Below are 17,041 nucleotides of genomic sequence, written 5' to 3'. Positions count from 1 at the left end.
CTGCGCGACTACGACGAGTACACCTTCACCCACTCGGTGAACGTCTGCATCTTCAGCGTCGCACTGGGCAAGAAGCTGGGGCTGCACAAGCACCAGCTGTACGAACTGGGGCTGGGCGCGCTGCTGCACGACGTGGGCAAGGTGCGCATGCCGGTGGAACTCATCAACAAGCCCGGGGCGCTCACCGAGCCGGAGTTCGCCATCCTCAAGGAGCACCCGGCCGAGGGGCTGCTGCAGCTGTTCGACATGCGCGGCCTGGCGGAGCTTCCCCTGCGCGCCATGCTGATGGCGTACGAGCACCACATGAAGCTGGACCAGACCGGGTACCCGGTCAGCGTGCGCCCGCGGCAGCCCACGCTGTTCAGCCGCATCGTGGCCATCGCCGACGGCTTTGACGCGGCCACCAGCAAGCGCAGCTACCAGAGCCAGCCCTGGCCGGCGGACAAGGTGCTGCGCGAAATGCGCGACAACCCCAACCGCGGCTTTGACCCGCTGCTGGTAAAGGCGTTCATCAGCATGACGGGGATCTATCCCGTGGGAAGCGTGGTGATCCTGGACAGCTTTGAGCTGGCGGTGGTCACGGCGCGCAACCCGCGGGCGGAGTCGCTGCACCAGCCCATCGTGCAGGTGATCTACGACTCGCTGGGGATCCGGCTGGAGCCGCCCCGCACGCTGGACCTGGCCGAGCTGGACCCGGCGACCGGGCGCCCCCTCAGAAGCATCATCAAGACCACCGATCCGGAGCGCTACGGACTGCATGTCGGCGACTACTTCGTCTGATCCCTCGCTGCACCACGCCTTTGCGGCCGCCCGCGCGGAGGGCCGCGCCGCCCTGATCCCCTACGTGACCGCGGGGCACCCCCGCACCTCCGACACCGCCGCGCTGCTGGACGCGCTGGCGGAAGAGGGCGCGGACGTCATCGAGCTGGGCATCCCCTTCAGCGACCCGCTGGCGGACGGGCCCACCATTCAGCGCTCGTCGTTCGAGGCGATCGCGCAGGGGGTGGACATGCGCTGGACGCTGGACCAGCTGGCCCGGTTCCGCGCGCGGCACCGCACCTCCGTCGTGCTCTTTACCTACATGAACCCCGTTCTGCGCCACGGCGTGGACGCGTTTCTGACCGACGCGCACGCCGCGGGGGCGCAGGGGGTGCTGCTGACGGACCTGCCCGTGGGGGCGGACCCGGAGCTGGAGGCGCGCTTTGCCGCGTCGCCGCTGGACCTGATCCGCCTCGTGGCGCCGACGACGACGCCCGCGCGGGTGCGGGAGATCGCGGCGGCGTCGCGCGGCTTTCTGTACTACGTCTCGCGGACGGGGGTCACCGGCGCGCAGGTGGAGCTGCAGGAGGGGCTGGCGGCGGAGGTGGAGGCGCTGCGGGCCGTGACTTCGGTGCCGGTGGCGGTGGGCTTCGGCATCAGCACGCCGGAGCAGGCGGCCACGGTGGCGCGGGTGGCGGACGGGGTGGTGGTGGGGAGCGCACTGGTGGAAACGCTGCGCACCGGCGGGGTGGACGAGGGCCGCCGCTTTGTGCGCGCGCTGCGCCAGGCGGTGGACGGCGCGCGCCGGCCGTGAACGAGCCCCGTCTGCCGGCCGCCACGGTGCGGCTGCTCCAGGGATACGCGCGCTTTCTGCTGGCCGCCGGGGCCGCGGCCGCGGTGCTGGCCCTGCTTTCGGCGCTGCGGTGGGCGCCGGGGGTGTGGGGGGTCCTGGGCGCGCTGGCGGGCGCGGTGGCCGTGGCGGCGCTGCGGACGGGCTCGGTGCAGCTTTCCAAGTTCAGCTACGTCACCATGACGGTGGTGCCGGTGGGCGCGCTCACCCTGCTGGGCGAGCCGGCCGCCGCCGTGTTCGCGGCCTGGGTGGGGACGGCCGCAGGCGACCTGCTGCGGCGCAAGGTGTGGTTCGCCACGGGGGTGAACGCCGGGCGCGAGGCGCTGGCCGCCGCCGCCGGGGTGGGCGGGTACGTTCTGGCCTCGCACCTGGTGGGGCTGTCGCCGGCGGACCTGGACCACAACTACGCGCCGGCCTTTTCGGTGGCCGGGCTCCCCGTCCTGATCGTCTTTTTTCTCTGCTACTTCGCCGCCAGCCGCGGCCTCTTCTACTTCTCGCTGATCTTTCGCGGCAAGCTGACCGCCTCGGAGCGCAACGTCCTGTTCCGCTACGAGATCGTGTCCGCGGTGCTGGCCTTTCTGGGGACGATGGCGGTGGCCGCGGCCTTCGCGTTTCTGGGCGGGCTGGGGCCGCTGGTGATCGTGGTCTTCGTGGGGTTCAGCGGGCTGCTGTCGCGGGCGCTGGTGGTGGAGGCGATCTCGTCGGAGGAGCTGCGCAAAGTGGCCGCGATGGAGGCGGTGATTACCGCCGGCATGCCGCTGGCCGAGAGCATGGCGCGCATCGAGGAAATGGCGGGGCGGCTGATCGAGTGGCGCTGGCTGCACGTGTACGCCGTCCGCCAGGGCCAGCTGGTGATGGTGCATCCGCCGTTGGCGGACCCCGAGGGGCTGGAAGCGCTGCAGCCGCTGCGGGAGCGTGCATTCAGCACCGGGCAGGCGGTGGCCATGACGGACCTGCACCGCGGGGGGGGCGACCCCGCTCTGCCGGTGCGCTCGCTGGTGCTGCAGCCGCTGCTGTACGGGCGCAACGCGCTGGGGCTGCTGGAGGTGGCGCACCACCGGCCCGACGTGTACCGCAGCGCGGAGCACCGGCTGGTGGAGCGGTTCGCGCGGCAGCTGGCCCTGGCGCTGCAGCTGGACGGGCTGGTGCGGCCCATGACGGACAGCGCGCGGGAGATGGATGCGGCGCTGCGCACGCTGGGCGGGCGGCTGACCAGCCTGCGCGAAAGCGGGCAGGGGGTGGCGAGCACGGCGGCGGACATCCGGCAGCGGATCGCGGACCAGGGGCGGCGCACGGCGTTCGGGCTGCGGCTCACGGAGGAGCTGGCGGGCTCGGCGGACGCCATGTCTACCGACGCGGGGGAAACGGCGGAGGCCAGCCGCGACACGCGCCGGCTGGCGTCGGAGAACCGCGGCGCGATCGCGGAAGCGATCGGGCGGCTGGTGGACCTGCGCGACTTCGTGGACGCGGAGGCGCGCGCGATGGGGGCGCTGGCCGGAACCTCGGCGCAGATCGCCTCGGTGGTGGAAACGATCCGGGGCATCGCGGACCAGACCAACCTGCTGGCGCTGAACGCGGCCATCGAGGCGGCCCGCGCGGGGGAGCACGGCCGCGGCTTTGCCGTGGTGGCCGACGAGGTGCGCAAGCTGGCGGACGACACGGGGCGGGCCGCGGTGCAGGCGCGCGACATGGTGGACGGCGTGCGCGGGCAGATGGCGACGGCGCTGGGGCGCATGCAGCAGGGCGCGTCGCGGCTGCAGGGGGTGGGCGACCTGTCGCGCACGGCGCTGGAATCGGTGGACCGCATCGTGGCCGCGGCGGAGGGCGCCGAGGGGCTTACGGTGCGCATGGCCGGCCGCGCGGACGAGCAGCGGCGGCGCATTTCCGGGCTGCGCGAGGAGTTCGGCGCGGTGGCGGAGATCGCGGACGCCAACGGCGAGGGCGCCAGCGCGGTGGCCGAGGCGGCGGCCGCGCAGGCGGAAACGCTGGAGCAGATTGAGCAGGCCACCGCATCGCTCTCCGACGTGTCCCAGCGCTTGACGGGCTACATCGCGCGGCTGAACGAAGTCGCCTGATTCCCTTCCTTTTCCCTTTTCCGCTGATGATCAGGCGAATGGTCCTGGGCGCCGCCGCCGCGGCCGCCATTCTGTGCTCGCTGCGCGCCGCCGGGCCCGCGGATGCGTCCCTGGCTCCGGCGCGCATGCGGGCCGCGGGCGAGGCGGTGCCGTTCCACATCAACTCCATCCCGTCCACGTATCCGCTCACGGGCGAGTTCCGCGGCACGTACGAGATCTTTTCCGACAGCGTGGTGGTGATGGTGCAGAGCGGGCGGCTGCGCAGCGGCGTTCCGGCGGGAATCGGGGAGCGCGGGACGCTGCGCGAGCTGTTCGTGGCGGCGGGGCTGGGGCGGCCGCTGGACGGGCGCGAGGGGTGGACGACGGACAGCCTGTCGGAGCGCACCATCGTGCTGCGGCAGCTGCGCGGGGAGCAGGAGGGCCCGGTTCCCGCGCTGCGGATGATGGTGCGCCGCGCGCCGGACGCGGACCTGTCGCGGCAGTGGCTGTTCATTCAGGTGGGCGCGCGGCACGACCGGCTGTTCAACACGCCCGGCGACACGTTCGTGAACTACGCCTGCCAGGAAACCAACCTGCTGGGCCCCACGCCCGAGTCTCGCGCGCGGGCCCGGCTGATGGAAAAGGCCTACTCCACGCACTGCTGACCGGAATCCTGGGGAAAACAAGCCGCGCCTCTGCTTCCATGCAGGGGCGCGGCTTTCTGTTCAGGCCAGACGGTCTCATACGGCTCCGAGGACGTTCGTGCCCGTTGGCACCGTTCCTCCCCCGCTAGGTCAACGACCGTGACTCATTCGGAGTGGTCAGTTGGTAGGCACGAACTTTTTGCCGATTCGTATGGGGCGTCATTCTGAAGGAGCGTGCGCCGCGCTTTCCCCGGCACCGCGTTCATGCGCGACTGAAGAATCCCGGACCGAAACGTCCGCCGCGCCGCAGGCCGGCGCGGCGTGCTCCAGCCTCTCCCGCCGTACCCGTAGCGTCTGTACGCGGCGCGCAGCCGGGCGTGCAGCGAATGCGGTGGCGCGGGATTGTTCGGTCGGCGCCACAGCCTGGCGTGACGGAAGGTGCGGCGCGGCGCCTCCCTCAGAATGAGACCCGAAGTCCGATCCGGGTGAGGAATCCCGGTGCGCCTGATGTCCGGTTACGCCGCCCGCGCCGCCCAGCAGCGGCACGTCCGCTCCACCGGTGTCCTGCCCCCCACTTCGGCGCCGGGGCGTCATTCTGAAGGAGCGTGCGCGGCACTTTCCCCGGCACCGCGTTCATGCGCGACTGAAGAATCCCGGACCGAAACGTCCGCCGCGCCGCGGGCCGGCGTGGCGTGCTCCAGCCTCTCCCGCCGCACCCGCAGGGTCCGAGCGCGGCGCGCAACCGGGCGTGCATGGGATGCGGTGGCGCGGGATTCTTCGGTCGGCGCCAGAGTCTGGTGTGACGGACGGTGCGGCGCGGCGCCTCGCTCAGAATGACACTCGAAGTCCGAGGCGGGTGGAGAATTTCGGTGCGCCTGACGTGACAGGTCCCGTGCGCCTGACGGCAGTTCGCGCCTCCCCCCGCGCCGGCAACGTCCGCCCCGCCGGTCCTGCCGCCCACCTCGGCGCTGCTACGGCTCCGAGAAGTTCGTGCCCGTTGGCGCCGCTCCTCCCGCTAGATCAACGACGGTGGCTCGTTCGGAGTGGTCCGTTGGTAGGCACGAACTTTTGCCGATTCGTATCAACTGCACCTCACGCGGGAGGACGCGCGGGAGCGGAGGCCGTGTGGGAACTGATGAGGGTTGGTCCCAGGTGCGTTTCGTTACAGTGCCGGAAGGCGAGGGTCGGTCAAATCGGCACAAGCTTCCAGCACCACGCGAATGCTTTGCTGGATAGCTGATTCGTCGTAGTCATGCAGCAATCGGAGTGGGAACGCCTGGAGAATGCCCCGCCCCCGTCCGTTCGCGACCGCTGCACCGATGATCGCCGGATCGAGACCGGGATCAGACTGGATCAGATCCACAATGATCGCCCGCGCTCTTCGATGCACCTCCCCTGACGGGGGCGTGGAGCCCTGCGCATCCGGCCGGGTGAGAATCGCATGGAGGTCGATGAAGTCGCGAACCTCGAACCGGTCACAGATCGCGTGCAGCTTGCCCGCGCAGAGATCACGGTACGACGCCACCGTGATCACCTCGCTGGTCGGCTCGCGGGGCGCGAGTTGAAAGGACGATCCCGCGCCGAGATCCAGCTTGATGACGGTCCCGGAACCCGCTTCGTGTGCGAGGGCGCGAGCGTGAAAGGGGCTGGGGGATCCCACGGTTTCAAGCACAAAGCCGGCTTGCTCCAGCACCGGGGCAAGAAGGGCTATAAACCCGAGCGCGTGAAAATCGGGATCGCCAAAAAAATCTAGGTCTTCCGATTCACGGTGCCCGATGAAGTACGCAGAAAGCGCGGTTCCCCCTTCCAGGTGCAGCGAGGGGAATCCGTGCATGCGGGCGGCTTCAGCCACGAGCCGCATGAGAGTTTTGTGGGTGGGCGTGATGACGCCGGGAAGGGGAGTCAGCACCGTCTGCTAGGCCGGGATGTCGGCCCGCTGCCGAAGCCTGTCGACGACGAGTTCCCAGAAGATCCGCACGTTGCGCGGCAGCACGAGTTCATCGAAACGCTCAACCAATGCGCGCGTGGGAACAATCCGGCGGACGTGCTCCAGGTTGCCTTCGCGCAGAACGCGGGCAATGACGAGCGGATCGGTGCCGTCGATGGCGACGTCCTTCTGCAGATCCCAGAAGAGTTCCGGGAAATCGCCGTAGGTGTAGGGACGATCTCGTGTTTCCATCGACAATCCGCTCCGGTCAGAGTCCGTCAACGATGCCGCCGGAGGGGCGCCCGGGCAAGGCCGATCCTCATCCGCCCCGCAGTTCCCCCGCGATCCTCCGGCATCCGCGCATCCTCCGTGTGCACCGCCGTTGCGCGCCGGGAAGCGGAATGGAGCGGTCTCAGGGACGGCGCTGCTCTTCGGGGAGCGGGATTTCGCCGCGGGGGCTGTAGTACCGCCGCAGCCACGCGCTCAGCCCGTCCAGGCCGGGAAACAGCACGCGCTCGGTCACGTTCGCCTGGTCCAGCTTGTCGCGCACCTCCCACTTGAGCTCCGCGGGAATGATGATGCGGCGGAACAGCTCCGGGTGCGCCTCCAGCCACTCCGCCATGGTGGCGTGCGGGCTCGACATGACCGCGAACGCCGCATACTGGTTCACGATGCGCTGGTCCAGCGACGGCGGCTCAAAAAAGAGCGCGAACGGCTCCCCGTCCAGCGCGTCGAACTCCTCCAGCGTCTGCGCGCTGCGCTGCAGCATCTCTACCGTGAACACGTTGGCCTGCTCCGCCTCCATCTGCGCCAGCAGCGGAGCGGGGAGACGCGCGTGCACCGCGCCAAAGTCCACCATCCAGATCACCCCGTCGCGCCCGAACTGGTCCAGCCGCGCCGTGGCGAAGTGCATGGCGATCTGCGGCGAAAAGGTCCAGTCCAGCAGCCGCGTGGGCAGTCCGTGGTGCTGCCCCAGCGCCATCCAGTTCCAGATGGAGTCGCTGGCCCGGTACTCCCCCGGCGCGTACTTGCGAAAGTTGCGCAGCAGGTGCTGCTCCATCCGCGCGTAGTCGCCCCCCAGCCGGTACAGGCTGGTGGTGAGGGGGTACGACGCGCTGCTCACCCCGCGGTACACGTGCGGCGAGCGGATGCGCCCGATCTGCTCGTTGAACGCGCTCTCGTACAGCTGCTCGTTCAGCTCGGCCCAGCTTTCCACCCGGATGTCCGCCATCATTCTCCCGCTGGCCCGTTGCTTTGCCCGTTCCGTGCGGCCGATCCCGGCAACAAGCGTACGCACGCCGCCTCAGCGCCCGTTCACCCGCTCTGTCCGCCGGCCGGATCCTGCCCCACGGCTTCCCTCCGGACGCGGAGGCGAGGGGGAGAGAACGGAACGGGACGGGTTTGCGCGGGCGGGCAGGGGCTGTGCATGTTGGCGCGCGACGAGTGCGGGACGGACGGACATCGGGGGATGACGAGGAGCGGATGGCGGAGATGATCCTGTTCGCCGGCACGGGGAATCCCGCGCTGGCCGCCGCGGTGGCCGCGGAGCTGGGCGTGCAGCTGGGCTCCTGCCGGGTGGAGCGGTTTCCCGACGGCGAAACGTCCGTGCACCTGGGCGAATCGGTGCGGGGCAGGGACGTGTACCTGCTGCAGCCCACCTGCCCGCCGGTGAACGACAACTCCATGCAGCTCCTGATCTTTGCCGACGCGTTCCGGCGCGCCGCGGCGGGGCGCATCCACGCCGTGGTGCCCTACTACGGCTACGCGCGCTCCGACAAGCGCACCGGCCGCCGCGAGCCCATCACCGCCAGCCTGGTGTCGCTGCTCATGCGCGAGGCCGGCATTGACCACGTGGTGACGGTGGACCTGCACACGGCGCAGATCGAGGGCTTCTTTCCCGGCCCATTCGATACGCTCACCGCCGTGCCCACGCTGTGCGCGGCGCTCAAGCCGGAGCTTCCCGCGGACGCCGTGGTGGTGTCGCCCGACGCCGGGCGGGTAAAGCTGGCCACGGAGTACGCCGCGCGGCTGGACCTGCCCCTGGCGGTGCTGCACAAGCGCCGCGAATCCGGATCGGACACGCGCGTCACGCACCTGGTGGGCGAGGTGCGCGGGCGCACCTGCCTGATCATCGACGACATGATCAGCACGGGGGGCACGCTGGTGGAAAGCATCGCCGCTCTGCGCGACGCCCGCGCCACGGGGTTCCTGGTGGCCGCCACGCACGGCCTGCTGCGCGACGGCGCGGTGCAGCGGCTGCGCGACGCCGGCGTCTCCCGGCTCTGCGTGACGGACACGGTGCCTCCGCCGGAGGAGGGCCACGGGGTTCTGCACGTGGTTTCCGTCGCGCCGCTGCTGGCGGGTGCGCTGCGCAACCTGTCGTCGTCGCGGTCGCTGGAGTCGCTGTTCTGAACAGCTGATACATCTATCAGTAGCACAGAGAGACAGATGTCTTGACCCCGCGCGCGTTCGGGGCTACTGTAAATGCTGAACCGCACAACAGTTGCACCGTGCGCGGCCACTTTGTGCGCCGCCGGGCCGCTGTTCCCGCCCCGATTCCTCCGGCCGACCGCCCTTGCCCGTCCTTCTCGTCTTTGCGACCGCCGCCCTCGTGGCCCTGCTGGTGACCCCCGCCGTGGCGCGGGTGGTGACCGGGTACGGGCTGTACGGGCATGTGCGCCCCTCGGCCGCGGAGCGCCGCGTGCCGCGGCTGGGCGGCATCGCGGTGTGGATCGCGACGACGGCGGGGCTCGTGGCGGGCGCGCTGGCGCCGGGCGGGCTGGCGGGGCCGGACCGGTTCTTTGTGGGCGCGCTGCTGGCGGGAACGCTGCTCTTTGCGGCCGGGCTCACGGACGACCTGGTGAACCTGCGCCCCTCGCTCAAGCTGCTGGCGCAGTGCGCGGCGGCGGTGGTGGCGTACGCCTTCGGGTTCCGCATTGAGGCGGTGAGCTTTGGCGAGGCGTCCATGCAGGTGGGCGCGCTGGCGCTGCCGCTCACGCTGCTGTGGATCGTGGGCGTGACCAACGCCTTCAACCTGATCGACGGGTTGGACGGGCTGGCGACGGGGATCGGCCTGGTGGCGCTGGCCACCACGCTGGCCGTGGCGCTGGTGCTGGGCAATCTGGAGGTGGCGCTGGGGTGCGCCGCGCTGGGCGGCGCCCTCGCCGGCTTTCTGCGCTACAACTTTCGCCCCGCGCGCATCTTTCTGGGCGACGGGGGAAGCCTGTTCGTGGGCTTCATGCTGGCGGTGCTTTCCGTGCACGGCTCCACCAAGAGCACCGCGGCGGTGGTGGTCTGCGTGCCTCTGCTGGTGCTGGCGCTGCCGCTGCTGGACACGCTGCTCGCCATCGTGCGGCGGTGGCTGCGCGGCACGCCGGTGTTCGGCGCGGACGAGCGGCACCTGCACCACCAGCTGCTGGCGATGGGTGTGACGCACGTGCGCGCCGTGGTGCTGATGTACGTGGCCGCGGCCACGCTCGCCGTTCTCGGCGTGCTGCTGGCGTTCGGGCCGCCGTCGCTGGTGGCCGGCGCCGCGGTGGCGGGGGCGGCGCTTTCCGTCCTCCTCCTTCTGTTCGCCATCAAGCGCCTGGGGTACCACGAGTTCGTGGAGGCGGGCGCCGTGGTGCACTCCGGCATGCGCGGGCTGCGGCAGAGCATCCGCGACCAGATTCACGCCCGCGACGTGGCGCAGGTGCTCCCCACCGCCGAGTCGCTGCTGCACGTGCAGGCCATTCTGCAGGACAACGCACCCGCGCTCGGACTGCTGTACATCACCGTCTGCCGCGAGTCGTCGCGCGAGGGCGGGCGCGGCGAGCTTCCGCGGGCCAGTGCGGCGAGCGCGTGGAAGCTGGAGTGCCCGGTGGACGAGGATGGCGCGTCCACCGACCCGTACGTGCTGCGGGTGTGGACGGAGGCGCCCGACGACCTGCGCCTGCTGACGGCGGACCGCACCGCGCGCGTGCTTGCCCACGCCGTGGGCGAGTGGCTGCGCGCGGACCGCGCCCCGCCGCCCGTCCACGCCGCGCCCGAACGCCCCCGCCGCGTGCCCCCCGCGCATACCGCCGCCTCCGCCCTCGCCTGAGGGCCGGCCGTCGGATTCTCCCGTGAAGATCGTGTATCTGAGCGCCTCGGGCGCGCTGGGCGGCGCCGAGCGCGCCCTTCTGGATCTGCTCGCCAGCCTGCGCTCGGCGCAGCCGTCGTGGTCCCTCTGCGTCGTCGCGGGGGAGGACGGGCCGCTGCTGGGGCGGGTGCGCGAGCTGGGCGTGGAGTCGCGCCTGCTGCCGTTTCCGCGCGCGCTGTCGTCGCTGGGCGACGCGGGGTCCGCGGCCGGGGGGATGGGGCGTGCCGGGCTGCTGGCGGGGATGGCCGCCGCCGGGCCCGCCGCCGCGGCGTACGCGCTGCGCCTGCGGCGCATGCTGGGGGATCTGGCGCCGGACATCATCCACACGAACGGGTTCAAGATGCACCTGCTGGCCGCCGGGGCGGGGCCGCGGGGCGTTCCCGTGGTGTGGCACCTGCACGACTTCGTTTCCGCGCGGCCGGCCATGCGCGGGCTGCTGCGCGCGGCGGCGGGGCGGTGCGCGGCGGCCCTCGCCGTGTCGGACGCGGTCGCGGCGGACGCGCGGACGGCGTTCGGCGCGGGGTTCGCTGTCCACACTGTGCTGAACGCCGTCGACCTGTCGCGCTTCCGGCCGGAGGGGGAGGCGCTGGACCTCGCCGCGCGCGCGGGACTGCGGCCCGCGCCGCCTTCCACCGTGAACGTGGGGCTGGTGGCCACGATGGGGCTGTGGAAGGGGCACGAGGTGTTTCTGCGCGCCCTGGCCGCGCTTCCGGCGGATGCGGCGGTCCGCGGGTACGTGGTCGGGGGCGGAATCTACCGCACCGCGGGGAGCGAGGTGTCGGTGGATGACCTGCGCCGGCGGGCGGCGGATCTGGGGATCGCGGATCGCGTGGGGTTTACGGGGCTGGTGGAGGATCCCGCGGCGGCCATGCGCGCGCTGGACGTGGTGGTGCACGCGAGCACGCAGCCGGAGCCGTTCGGATTGGTGATCGCGGAGGCGATGGCGTGCGGGCGTGCGCTGATCGTGAGCGATGCGGGCGGCGCGCGGGAGATCGTGCACCCGGAGCACGATGCGCTCACCGCCGTGCCGGGAGACGCGGCGTCCTTGTCCTCCGCCATCCAGCGCCTCGCCGCCGATCCCGCCCTGCGCGCGGAACTGGGACGCCGCGGGCGCGAAACTGCGCTGCGCGACTTTGACCGCGCCCGCCTCGCGCGGCAGATGGCGCCCCTGTATCGTTCGCTCGCTCCCGCACCGCCGCCGCGCTGACGTCCGCGCGTCGGCTCGACGGACCGGCGCGAGACGCTTCGCTCGCGACGACAGTTGGTGCGGGGGATACACGCCGTTACCGACATGCTGTTGCAGCACAAAACGCTGTCGTCCTGAGAGCGTGTAGAGACACTGGGCTTGCCGATCGCCCCGATGCGTGAGCGTCATCCCGAGAGCGTGTCGCTACACCGTGCCTGCCGATCGCCCCGGAGCACGAGTGTCATCCTGAAGGAGGCGCCGCCCGAAGCTCTCCGAGTACTCCGAGTCTGGCGCCGACTGAAGGATCCCGCCACGGACTGCGCTCATGAACGAGTGACTGCGTGGCACGCCGCGGTCCGTCCGACGCGGCGGGGAGTTCGGGGCACGCCGCGCAGCCATGGTGCACCCGACGGTCCCGGCGGGATCCTTCGACTACGCGCCACGGTTTGGAGCGGCTGACGGTCCGGCGCAGCGCTCCGCTCAGGATGACGTCCAAACGCCGAGGCGCGAGGCGAGCACGGGTGTGCGCACGGTACCTCTCCGACGCCGGGCTGCTCAGCATGACGCTCCGGCTCCGAGGTATGAGGCGAGCACGGGTGTCCGCACGGTAACCTCGGTGCGAGGCGAGCGCTGTTGTCCGCAGGGCACCTCCCCGACGCCGGGCTGCTCAGGGTGACGCCCAAGTGCCGAGGCGTGAGGCGAAACAATCCCGTGGACGCTTCGCGAAGGATGCCGCTCGAGTGCCGCGGCGCGAGGCGAGCGCGGCCGTCCGTGCGGGAACCTCTCGGACGCGGGCTGTGGCGTGCGCGGCACCGTGTTTCATCGCCATCGCCGCCGCGCGGAGCGGATCGTGCGACGGGGGCGCGAGAACGCGTGTCCACCGGATGTTCATCCGCTCCATGACCCAACGCCGCCTTCCGATCTCCATGATTCTCATCGCGCCGTACCCCCGAGAGGGCGCGTGACGCTCCGGGTGATGCACGTCTACGCCGGCAACCTGTACGGCGGCGTGGAGCGCATGCTGGCGGCGTTTGCGGCGGAGGCGGTCCTGGAGATGGACCAGTCGTTCGCGCTCTGCTTCGAAGGGCGCCTGGCGGAGGAACTGCGCGCGGCGGGCGCCCCGCTGCACCTGCTGGGCCCCGTGCGCATGAGCCGGCCGCGGAGCGTGATCCGCGCACGGCGGGCGCTGGGGGACGCAATCGAGGCGCGGCGGCCGCACGTGGTGGTCTGTCACTCGTCATGGACGCATGGCATCTTTGCCCCCGTGGCGCGCGCGCGCGGCGTTCCCGTCGCGTTCTGGCTGCACGACGCCGTGACGGGCAGGACGTGGGCGGACCGGCTGGCGCGGCGCACGCGGCCGGCGGTGGCGCTCTGCACCAGCCGCTTTGCCGCGGAAACGCTGGGCCGGATGTGGAGCGGCATTCGGAGCGAAGTGGTGCATCCCGCCGTTGCGCCACGGCCCGCGGACCCGCTGCGTCCCCTGGTGCTCCGCACAGTGCTGGAAGCGGAACTGGACCAGGTGGTGCTGCTGCAGGCGAGCCGCATGGAACCGTGGAAGGGGCACCGCGTCCTGCTGGATGCGCTCGGCCTTCTGCGAAACGAGGCCGCGTGGACGTGCTGGATCGCCGGCGGCCCGCAGCGCCCGGAGGAAGGTGCGTACCTGGACGCCCTGCGCGCCCGGGTGGAGGAACTCGGGATCGGCGGGCGCGTACGCTTTCTGGGCCAGCGCTCCGACGTGCCCGCGCTCATGGCCGCGGCGGACGTGGTCTGCCAGCCCAACCTGGGCCCGGAGCCGTTCGGCATCACCTTCGTGGAGGCGATGCAGGTGGCCCGCCCCGTGGTGGGCTCCGCGATGGGCGGCAGCCTGGAGGTGGTGAACGAGGCCACCGGCATCCTCGTTCCGCCGGGCGACGCCGCGGCGCTGGCGGATGCGCTGCGCACGCTGATCGGCGACGCGGGGCTGCGGACGCGGCTGGGCGCGGCGGGGCCCGGCCGCGCGAGAGAACTGTGCGATCCCACGCGGCAGATGGAGCGGATGCGGAACGTGCTGGCGAGCGTGACGGAGGGGGGCAGATGACGGGAGTGGAGGAGCGCGCGCGCCGACGCCGGGGCACCAGCGGCGACGCCATCTACCGCATGACGGAACGGGCCGTGGCCGCGCGCCACCCCGGCGGCGGCACCCTCGTGGACGTGGGGTGCGGCGCGGGGCGGCTGTGGCCGTTCGTCAGCCCTCATTTTGATCGATACGTGGGCGTGGACGTGGTGCGGTACGAGGGATTCCCCGCGGAGGGCGAGTTCCACGCGCTGGACCTGGACCGCGGCGACGTCCCCCTGCCGGACGGCACCGGCGACGTGGTGTGCGGGGTGGAAACTATTGAGCACCTGGAAAATCCCCGCGCCTTCGTGCGCATGCTCGCCCGCCTGGCGCGCCCCGGCGGATGGGTGATCGTCACCACGCCCAACCAGCACAGCGCGCTCAGCAAGGCCACCTTTCTGCTGCGCGGCGAACACGTGCACTTTCAGGATGCGTCCTATCCCGCCCACATCACCGCGCTGCTGGAGGCCGACCTGCGCCGCATTGCCACGGAAGCCGGATTGACGGAGATCGCGGTGGAGTACAGCGCGTCCGGCCGCGTGCCGGGGACGGGGCGGCACTGGCCGTCGGTCCTGTCCAGGGCGTGGCCGCGTGCCCTGAGCGACAACCTGCTGCTGGCGGGGCGCCGTGCCGGCTGACACGCTCGCTCCCGCGCCGCTCTGGTTTCGCGCCGCGCGCGCCCTGATCCGCCGGCTTCCCGCGGGCCGCTTTCGCGCGTTCAGCATGCTGGCCAACCGCGGCGTCCCGCCGTTCCTGGACAGGCTGGGCGCGGAAGGGGCGGGGATGACGTACCGCTGCGACCTGCGCAACCTGATCGCCCGCGAAATCTGCGTCACGGGCCGCTACGCGCCGGTGGAGACGGCCATGGTGCTGCGCACGCTGCCGCGCGGCGGCGTCTTTGTGGACGTGGGGGCCAACCTGGGCTACTTCGTCCTGGTGGCCGCGGCCGCGGTGGGGGCGGGGGGACGGGTCGTCGCGCTGGAGCCGGACCCGCGCATGGCCGGCGAACTGGAGGAGAACGTGCGCCGCAACCGGCTGGGCCAGGTGGCCGTCGTGCGCGCCGCGGCGTCGGACCGCACGGGGACGGCGGCGCTCTCCGGCTACGCGGAGGAGGGCGGCAACTTCGGCACTTCCACGCTGCTGCCGGACGGCGGCACCAACGTCTTCGAGGTCCCCTGCGCGCCGCTGGACGACCTGCTGGACGCGCAGGGCGTGGGCGCGGTGGACCTGGTAAAGGTGGACGTGGAGGGCGCGGAGTTGTGGGTGCTGCGCGGGATGCGCCGCGGGCTGGCCGCGCGCCGCTACCGCCGCGTGCTGGTGGAACTGCACCCGTGGACCTGGGACGACCGGAACGCCGTGGTGCGCGAGATGGTGGAGATGATGCGCGAGTCCGGGTACGTGGGGGAGATGAGCGACTCCGCGCCGGCGGCTACGCGGCAGGCGCTGTACGGCCGCGCGGAGGCCGGCGGCCCCGTGCCGTTCGACGGCCGGTCGCCGCTGGGCGAGTGGCCGCACGTGCTGTGGACGGCGGCGGAGGAGGGCGCGTGAACAGCGCCGCGCGCGCTCTGCCGTTCGCCCGCATCGCCGCCCAGCAGAAGCCCAAGCGGCCCACGCCGTGGGTGCCGGGCTTCATTGCGTTCCAGCTTCTCTGCCAGCTGGCGCTCATCGTGGGCGACATCGGCTGGGCGCGCGTCATCGTGCGCATCGCGGCGTTCGGCGCCAGCCTGCTGCTCGTCTTTGGCCTGCGCGGCCGGGGCGGGCCGTACCCCGCCATTCGCCCCGCGCTGGCGGCGCTCGGGGCGGTGGGCATCTGCATCTTTCATCCGGACACGCGCAGCCTTACCGCGGGCGTGGCGCAGGTGGCGCTGTACCTCGCCGTGCTGGGCCCCCTGTTCTGGGTGCCGCGGCTCACCAGCATCGACCTGGCCATGCTGCGCCGCGCGGTGCTCGTGCTGTGGGGCTTTCACACGCTCAGCGCCGCGCTGGGAGTGATGCAGGTGTATCGTCCGGGCACCTTTCAGCCCCCCGTTTCCGCCGTGGTGGAAAGCAAGGGGAAGGGGTACGTGGAATCGCTCAAGATCACCACGGCCAGCGGCGCCAAGGTGTTCCGCCCCATGGGGTTGACCGACGTGCCCGGCGGCGCCTCCATTTCCGGCCTGTATGCCGTGCTCCTGGGCGTCGGCTTCTTTCTCACGCGCCGCAAGCCGCTGGCGCTCGCGGCGTCGCTGGGGAGCATCGGGCTGGGGGTGATGTGCCTGTACCTTTCCCAGGTCCGCGCGCTGGTGGTAATGACGGGCATCGCGCTGGTCGCCGTGGGTGCCGTGCTCCTCTTTCGGCGCGACTTCAAGCGGTTGTCGATGCTGATGGTGGGCGTGGTGGGCGTGGTGGTGGCCGGCTACTTCGCGGCGGTGAACATGGCCGGCGCGGCGGTGGCGCAGCGGATGGCGACGCTGGTGGCCAGCAGGCCGGGGCAGGTGTACTACGACAACCGGGGGCACTTTCTGGAAGAAGCCTTCACCAAGACGCTGCCCAACGCGCCGCTGGGCGAGGGGCTGGGGCACTGGGGGATGACGGCCACCTACTTTGGCGGCGGCGGGCCGCCCACCAAGCAGATCTGGGTGGAGATCCAGTGGGCGGGGTGGATCGTGGACGGCGGCGCGCCCTTTCTGCTCGCGTACCTGGCCGCGCTGGCCGTGGCGCTGTGGACGGCGTGGGGCATCGCCCGCTCGCGCCCCCCGTCGCCGGAAGCGTCGGACCTGCCGTTCTGGGGCGCCATCGTGCTGGCCTACTCCATCGGCGCGGCGGCGCTCACCTTTTCGTATCCCATCTTTCTTTCGCAGTCAGGAATGGAGTTCTGGCTGCTGAACGCCACGCTCTTTGCGGCGGCCAGGCATGCGCGGCAGGCCGCGGCGGCGGCGCGGGCGTACGCGGCATGAGGCCCTGGGTGGTGGTGGCCGGCGACTTCGTGCGGACGGGGGGGATGGACGCCGCCAACTACGCGCTCGCCTCGTACCTGGCCCGCTCCGGGCGCCAGACGCACCTGGTGGCGCACCGCGTGGCGGAGGATCTGGCCGCCGAGCCGAAGGTGCTCGTGCACGCCGTGCCGCGGCCGCTGGGCTCGCACACGCTGGGCTTTCCGCTGCTGGACCGCGTGGGCCAGCGGGTGGCGCGGATGCTGGAAGCACGCCGCCCGGTGGTGGTGGCCAACGGCGGCAACTGCGCGGCGGGCACGCTGGTGTGGCTGCACTACGTCCACGCGGCGTACGCGCCCCGCATCGCCGGGCGCCCGCTGCGCCGCGCGCTGCACGCGGGTTCGCGCCGCGGCGCCCTGCGCGACGAGCGCGCGACGACGTCCAGGGCGGAGGTCGTCATCACCAACTCCGCGCTGACGGCCCGGCACGCCACG

The 17,041-nt window shown here is 71.9% G+C and carries 15 protein-coding genes; 12 read left to right on the top strand and 3 right to left on the bottom strand.

From position 1 onward, the window contains the following. The 4 genes from VF665_RS00075 to VF665_RS00060 all read left to right on the top strand — a co-directional run. The coding region (locus VF665_RS00075) for an HD-GYP domain-containing protein (RefSeq protein ID WP_331051352.1) at positions 1–780 on the top strand (780 nt) is incomplete at its 5' end. Further along, positions 758–1,573 (top strand): tryptophan synthase subunit alpha, encoded by an 816-nt coding sequence (trpA, locus tag VF665_RS00070; RefSeq protein ID WP_331051351.1) that lies wholly within the window; start codon positions 758–760, stop codon positions 1,571–1,573. The genes VF665_RS00075 and trpA, both read left to right, overlap by 23 nt. Next, the gene (locus tag VF665_RS00065) at positions 1,570–3,684 is read left to right on the top strand and encodes a methyl-accepting chemotaxis protein (RefSeq protein WP_331051350.1); all 2,115 of its coding nucleotides are present in this window, start codon (positions 1,570–1,572) and stop codon (positions 3,682–3,684) included. The genes trpA and VF665_RS00065 overlap by 4 nt, the downstream gene beginning before the upstream one ends. Before the next feature lie 26 nt (positions 3,685–3,710). Further along, the gene (locus tag VF665_RS00060) at positions 3,711–4,328 is read left to right on the top strand and encodes a hypothetical protein (RefSeq protein WP_331051349.1); all 618 of its coding nucleotides are present in this window, start codon (positions 3,711–3,713) and stop codon (positions 4,326–4,328) included. Positions 4,329–5,469: 1,141 nt separating this feature from the next. Here the strand turns inward: VF665_RS00060 and VF665_RS00055 are convergent. The 3 genes from VF665_RS00055 to VF665_RS00045 all read right to left on the bottom strand — a co-directional run bounded on the left by VF665_RS00055 (position 5,470) and on the right by VF665_RS00045 (position 7,465). After that, on the bottom strand, positions 5,470–6,216 hold the full coding sequence (locus VF665_RS00055) for a nucleotidyl transferase AbiEii/AbiGii toxin family protein (protein WP_331051348.1): 747 nt from the start codon (positions 6,214–6,216) through the stop codon (positions 5,470–5,472). A gap of 6 nt (positions 6,217–6,222) precedes the next feature. Continuing rightward, complete coding sequence (locus VF665_RS00050) at positions 6,223–6,486, bottom strand: hypothetical protein (RefSeq protein ID WP_331051347.1); 264 nt, start codon at positions 6,484–6,486, stop codon at positions 6,223–6,225. A gap of 160 nt (positions 6,487–6,646) precedes the next feature. After that, entirely contained in the window at positions 6,647–7,465 is an 819-nt protein-coding gene (locus VF665_RS00045) for an FRG domain-containing protein (RefSeq protein ID WP_331051346.1), read from the bottom strand. Positions 7,466–7,716: 251 nt separating this feature from the next. Here VF665_RS00045 and VF665_RS00040 point away from each other — a divergent pair, with 251 nt between their 5' ends. The 8 genes from VF665_RS00040 to VF665_RS00005 form a co-directional block, all read left to right on the top strand. Next, positions 7,717–8,646, top strand: coding sequence for a ribose-phosphate pyrophosphokinase (locus tag VF665_RS00040; RefSeq protein ID WP_331051345.1), 930 nt, complete (start codon positions 7,717–7,719; stop codon positions 8,644–8,646). 163 nt (positions 8,647–8,809) lie between these two features. After that, entirely contained in the window at positions 8,810–10,315 is a 1,506-nt protein-coding gene (locus tag VF665_RS00035) for an MraY family glycosyltransferase (protein ID WP_331051344.1), read from the top strand. 22 nt (positions 10,316–10,337) lie between these two features. Next, on the top strand, positions 10,338–11,561 hold the full coding sequence (locus tag VF665_RS00030; protein WP_331051343.1) for a glycosyltransferase family 4 protein: 1,224 nt from the start codon (positions 10,338–10,340) through the stop codon (positions 11,559–11,561). 940 nt (positions 11,562–12,501) lie between these two features. Further along, positions 12,502–13,617: a glycosyltransferase family 4 protein gene (locus VF665_RS00025; protein WP_331051342.1), complete on the top strand. Its 1,116-nt coding sequence runs from the start codon at positions 12,502–12,504 to the stop codon at positions 13,615–13,617. Continuing rightward, on the top strand, positions 13,614–14,273 hold the full coding sequence (locus VF665_RS00020; RefSeq protein WP_331051341.1) for a class I SAM-dependent methyltransferase: 660 nt from the start codon (positions 13,614–13,616) through the stop codon (positions 14,271–14,273). Before VF665_RS00025 ends, VF665_RS00020 begins: the two co-directional genes overlap by 4 nt. Then, positions 14,263–15,183, top strand: a complete 921-nt coding sequence (locus tag VF665_RS00015) for an FkbM family methyltransferase (protein WP_331051340.1) — start codon at positions 14,263–14,265, stop codon at positions 15,181–15,183. The genes VF665_RS00020 and VF665_RS00015 overlap by 11 nt, the downstream gene beginning before the upstream one ends. Continuing rightward, positions 15,180–16,571 (top strand): hypothetical protein, encoded by a 1,392-nt coding sequence (locus VF665_RS00010; protein WP_331051339.1) that lies wholly within the window; start codon positions 15,180–15,182, stop codon positions 16,569–16,571. Before VF665_RS00015 ends, VF665_RS00010 begins: the two co-directional genes overlap by 4 nt. Then, positions 16,568–17,041: glycosyltransferase (locus tag VF665_RS00005; protein ID WP_331051338.1), on the top strand; the 474-nt coding region annotated here is incomplete at its 3' end. The genes VF665_RS00010 and VF665_RS00005, both read left to right, overlap by 4 nt.

Source organism: Longimicrobium sp. (genome assembly GCF_036387355.1).
Lineage (GTDB): Bacteria > Gemmatimonadota > Gemmatimonadetes > Longimicrobiales > Longimicrobiaceae > Longimicrobium.
This window is presented reverse-complemented; position numbering and strand designations above follow the sequence as displayed.

Excerpts from the sequence above, each read along its gene's own strand:
- trpA (WP_331051351.1), top strand. The coding sequence starts at position 758 with ATGTCGGCGACTACTTCGTCTGATCCCTCGCTGCACCACGCCTTTGCG.
- VF665_RS00060 (WP_331051349.1), top strand. The coding sequence starts at position 3,711 with ATGATCAGGCGAATGGTCCTGGGCGCCGCCGCCGCGGCCGCCATTCTG.
- VF665_RS00050 (WP_331051347.1), bottom strand. The coding sequence starts at position 6,486 with ATGGAAACACGAGATCGTCCCTACACCTACGGCGATTTCCCGGAACTC.
- VF665_RS00045 (WP_331051346.1), bottom strand. The coding sequence starts at position 7,465 with ATGGCGGACATCCGGGTGGAAAGCTGGGCCGAGCTGAACGAGCAGCTG.
- VF665_RS00040 (WP_331051345.1), top strand. The coding sequence starts at position 7,717 with ATGGCGGAGATGATCCTGTTCGCCGGCACGGGGAATCCCGCGCTGGCC.
- VF665_RS00020 (WP_331051341.1), top strand. The coding sequence starts at position 13,614 with ATGACGGGAGTGGAGGAGCGCGCGCGCCGACGCCGGGGCACCAGCGGC.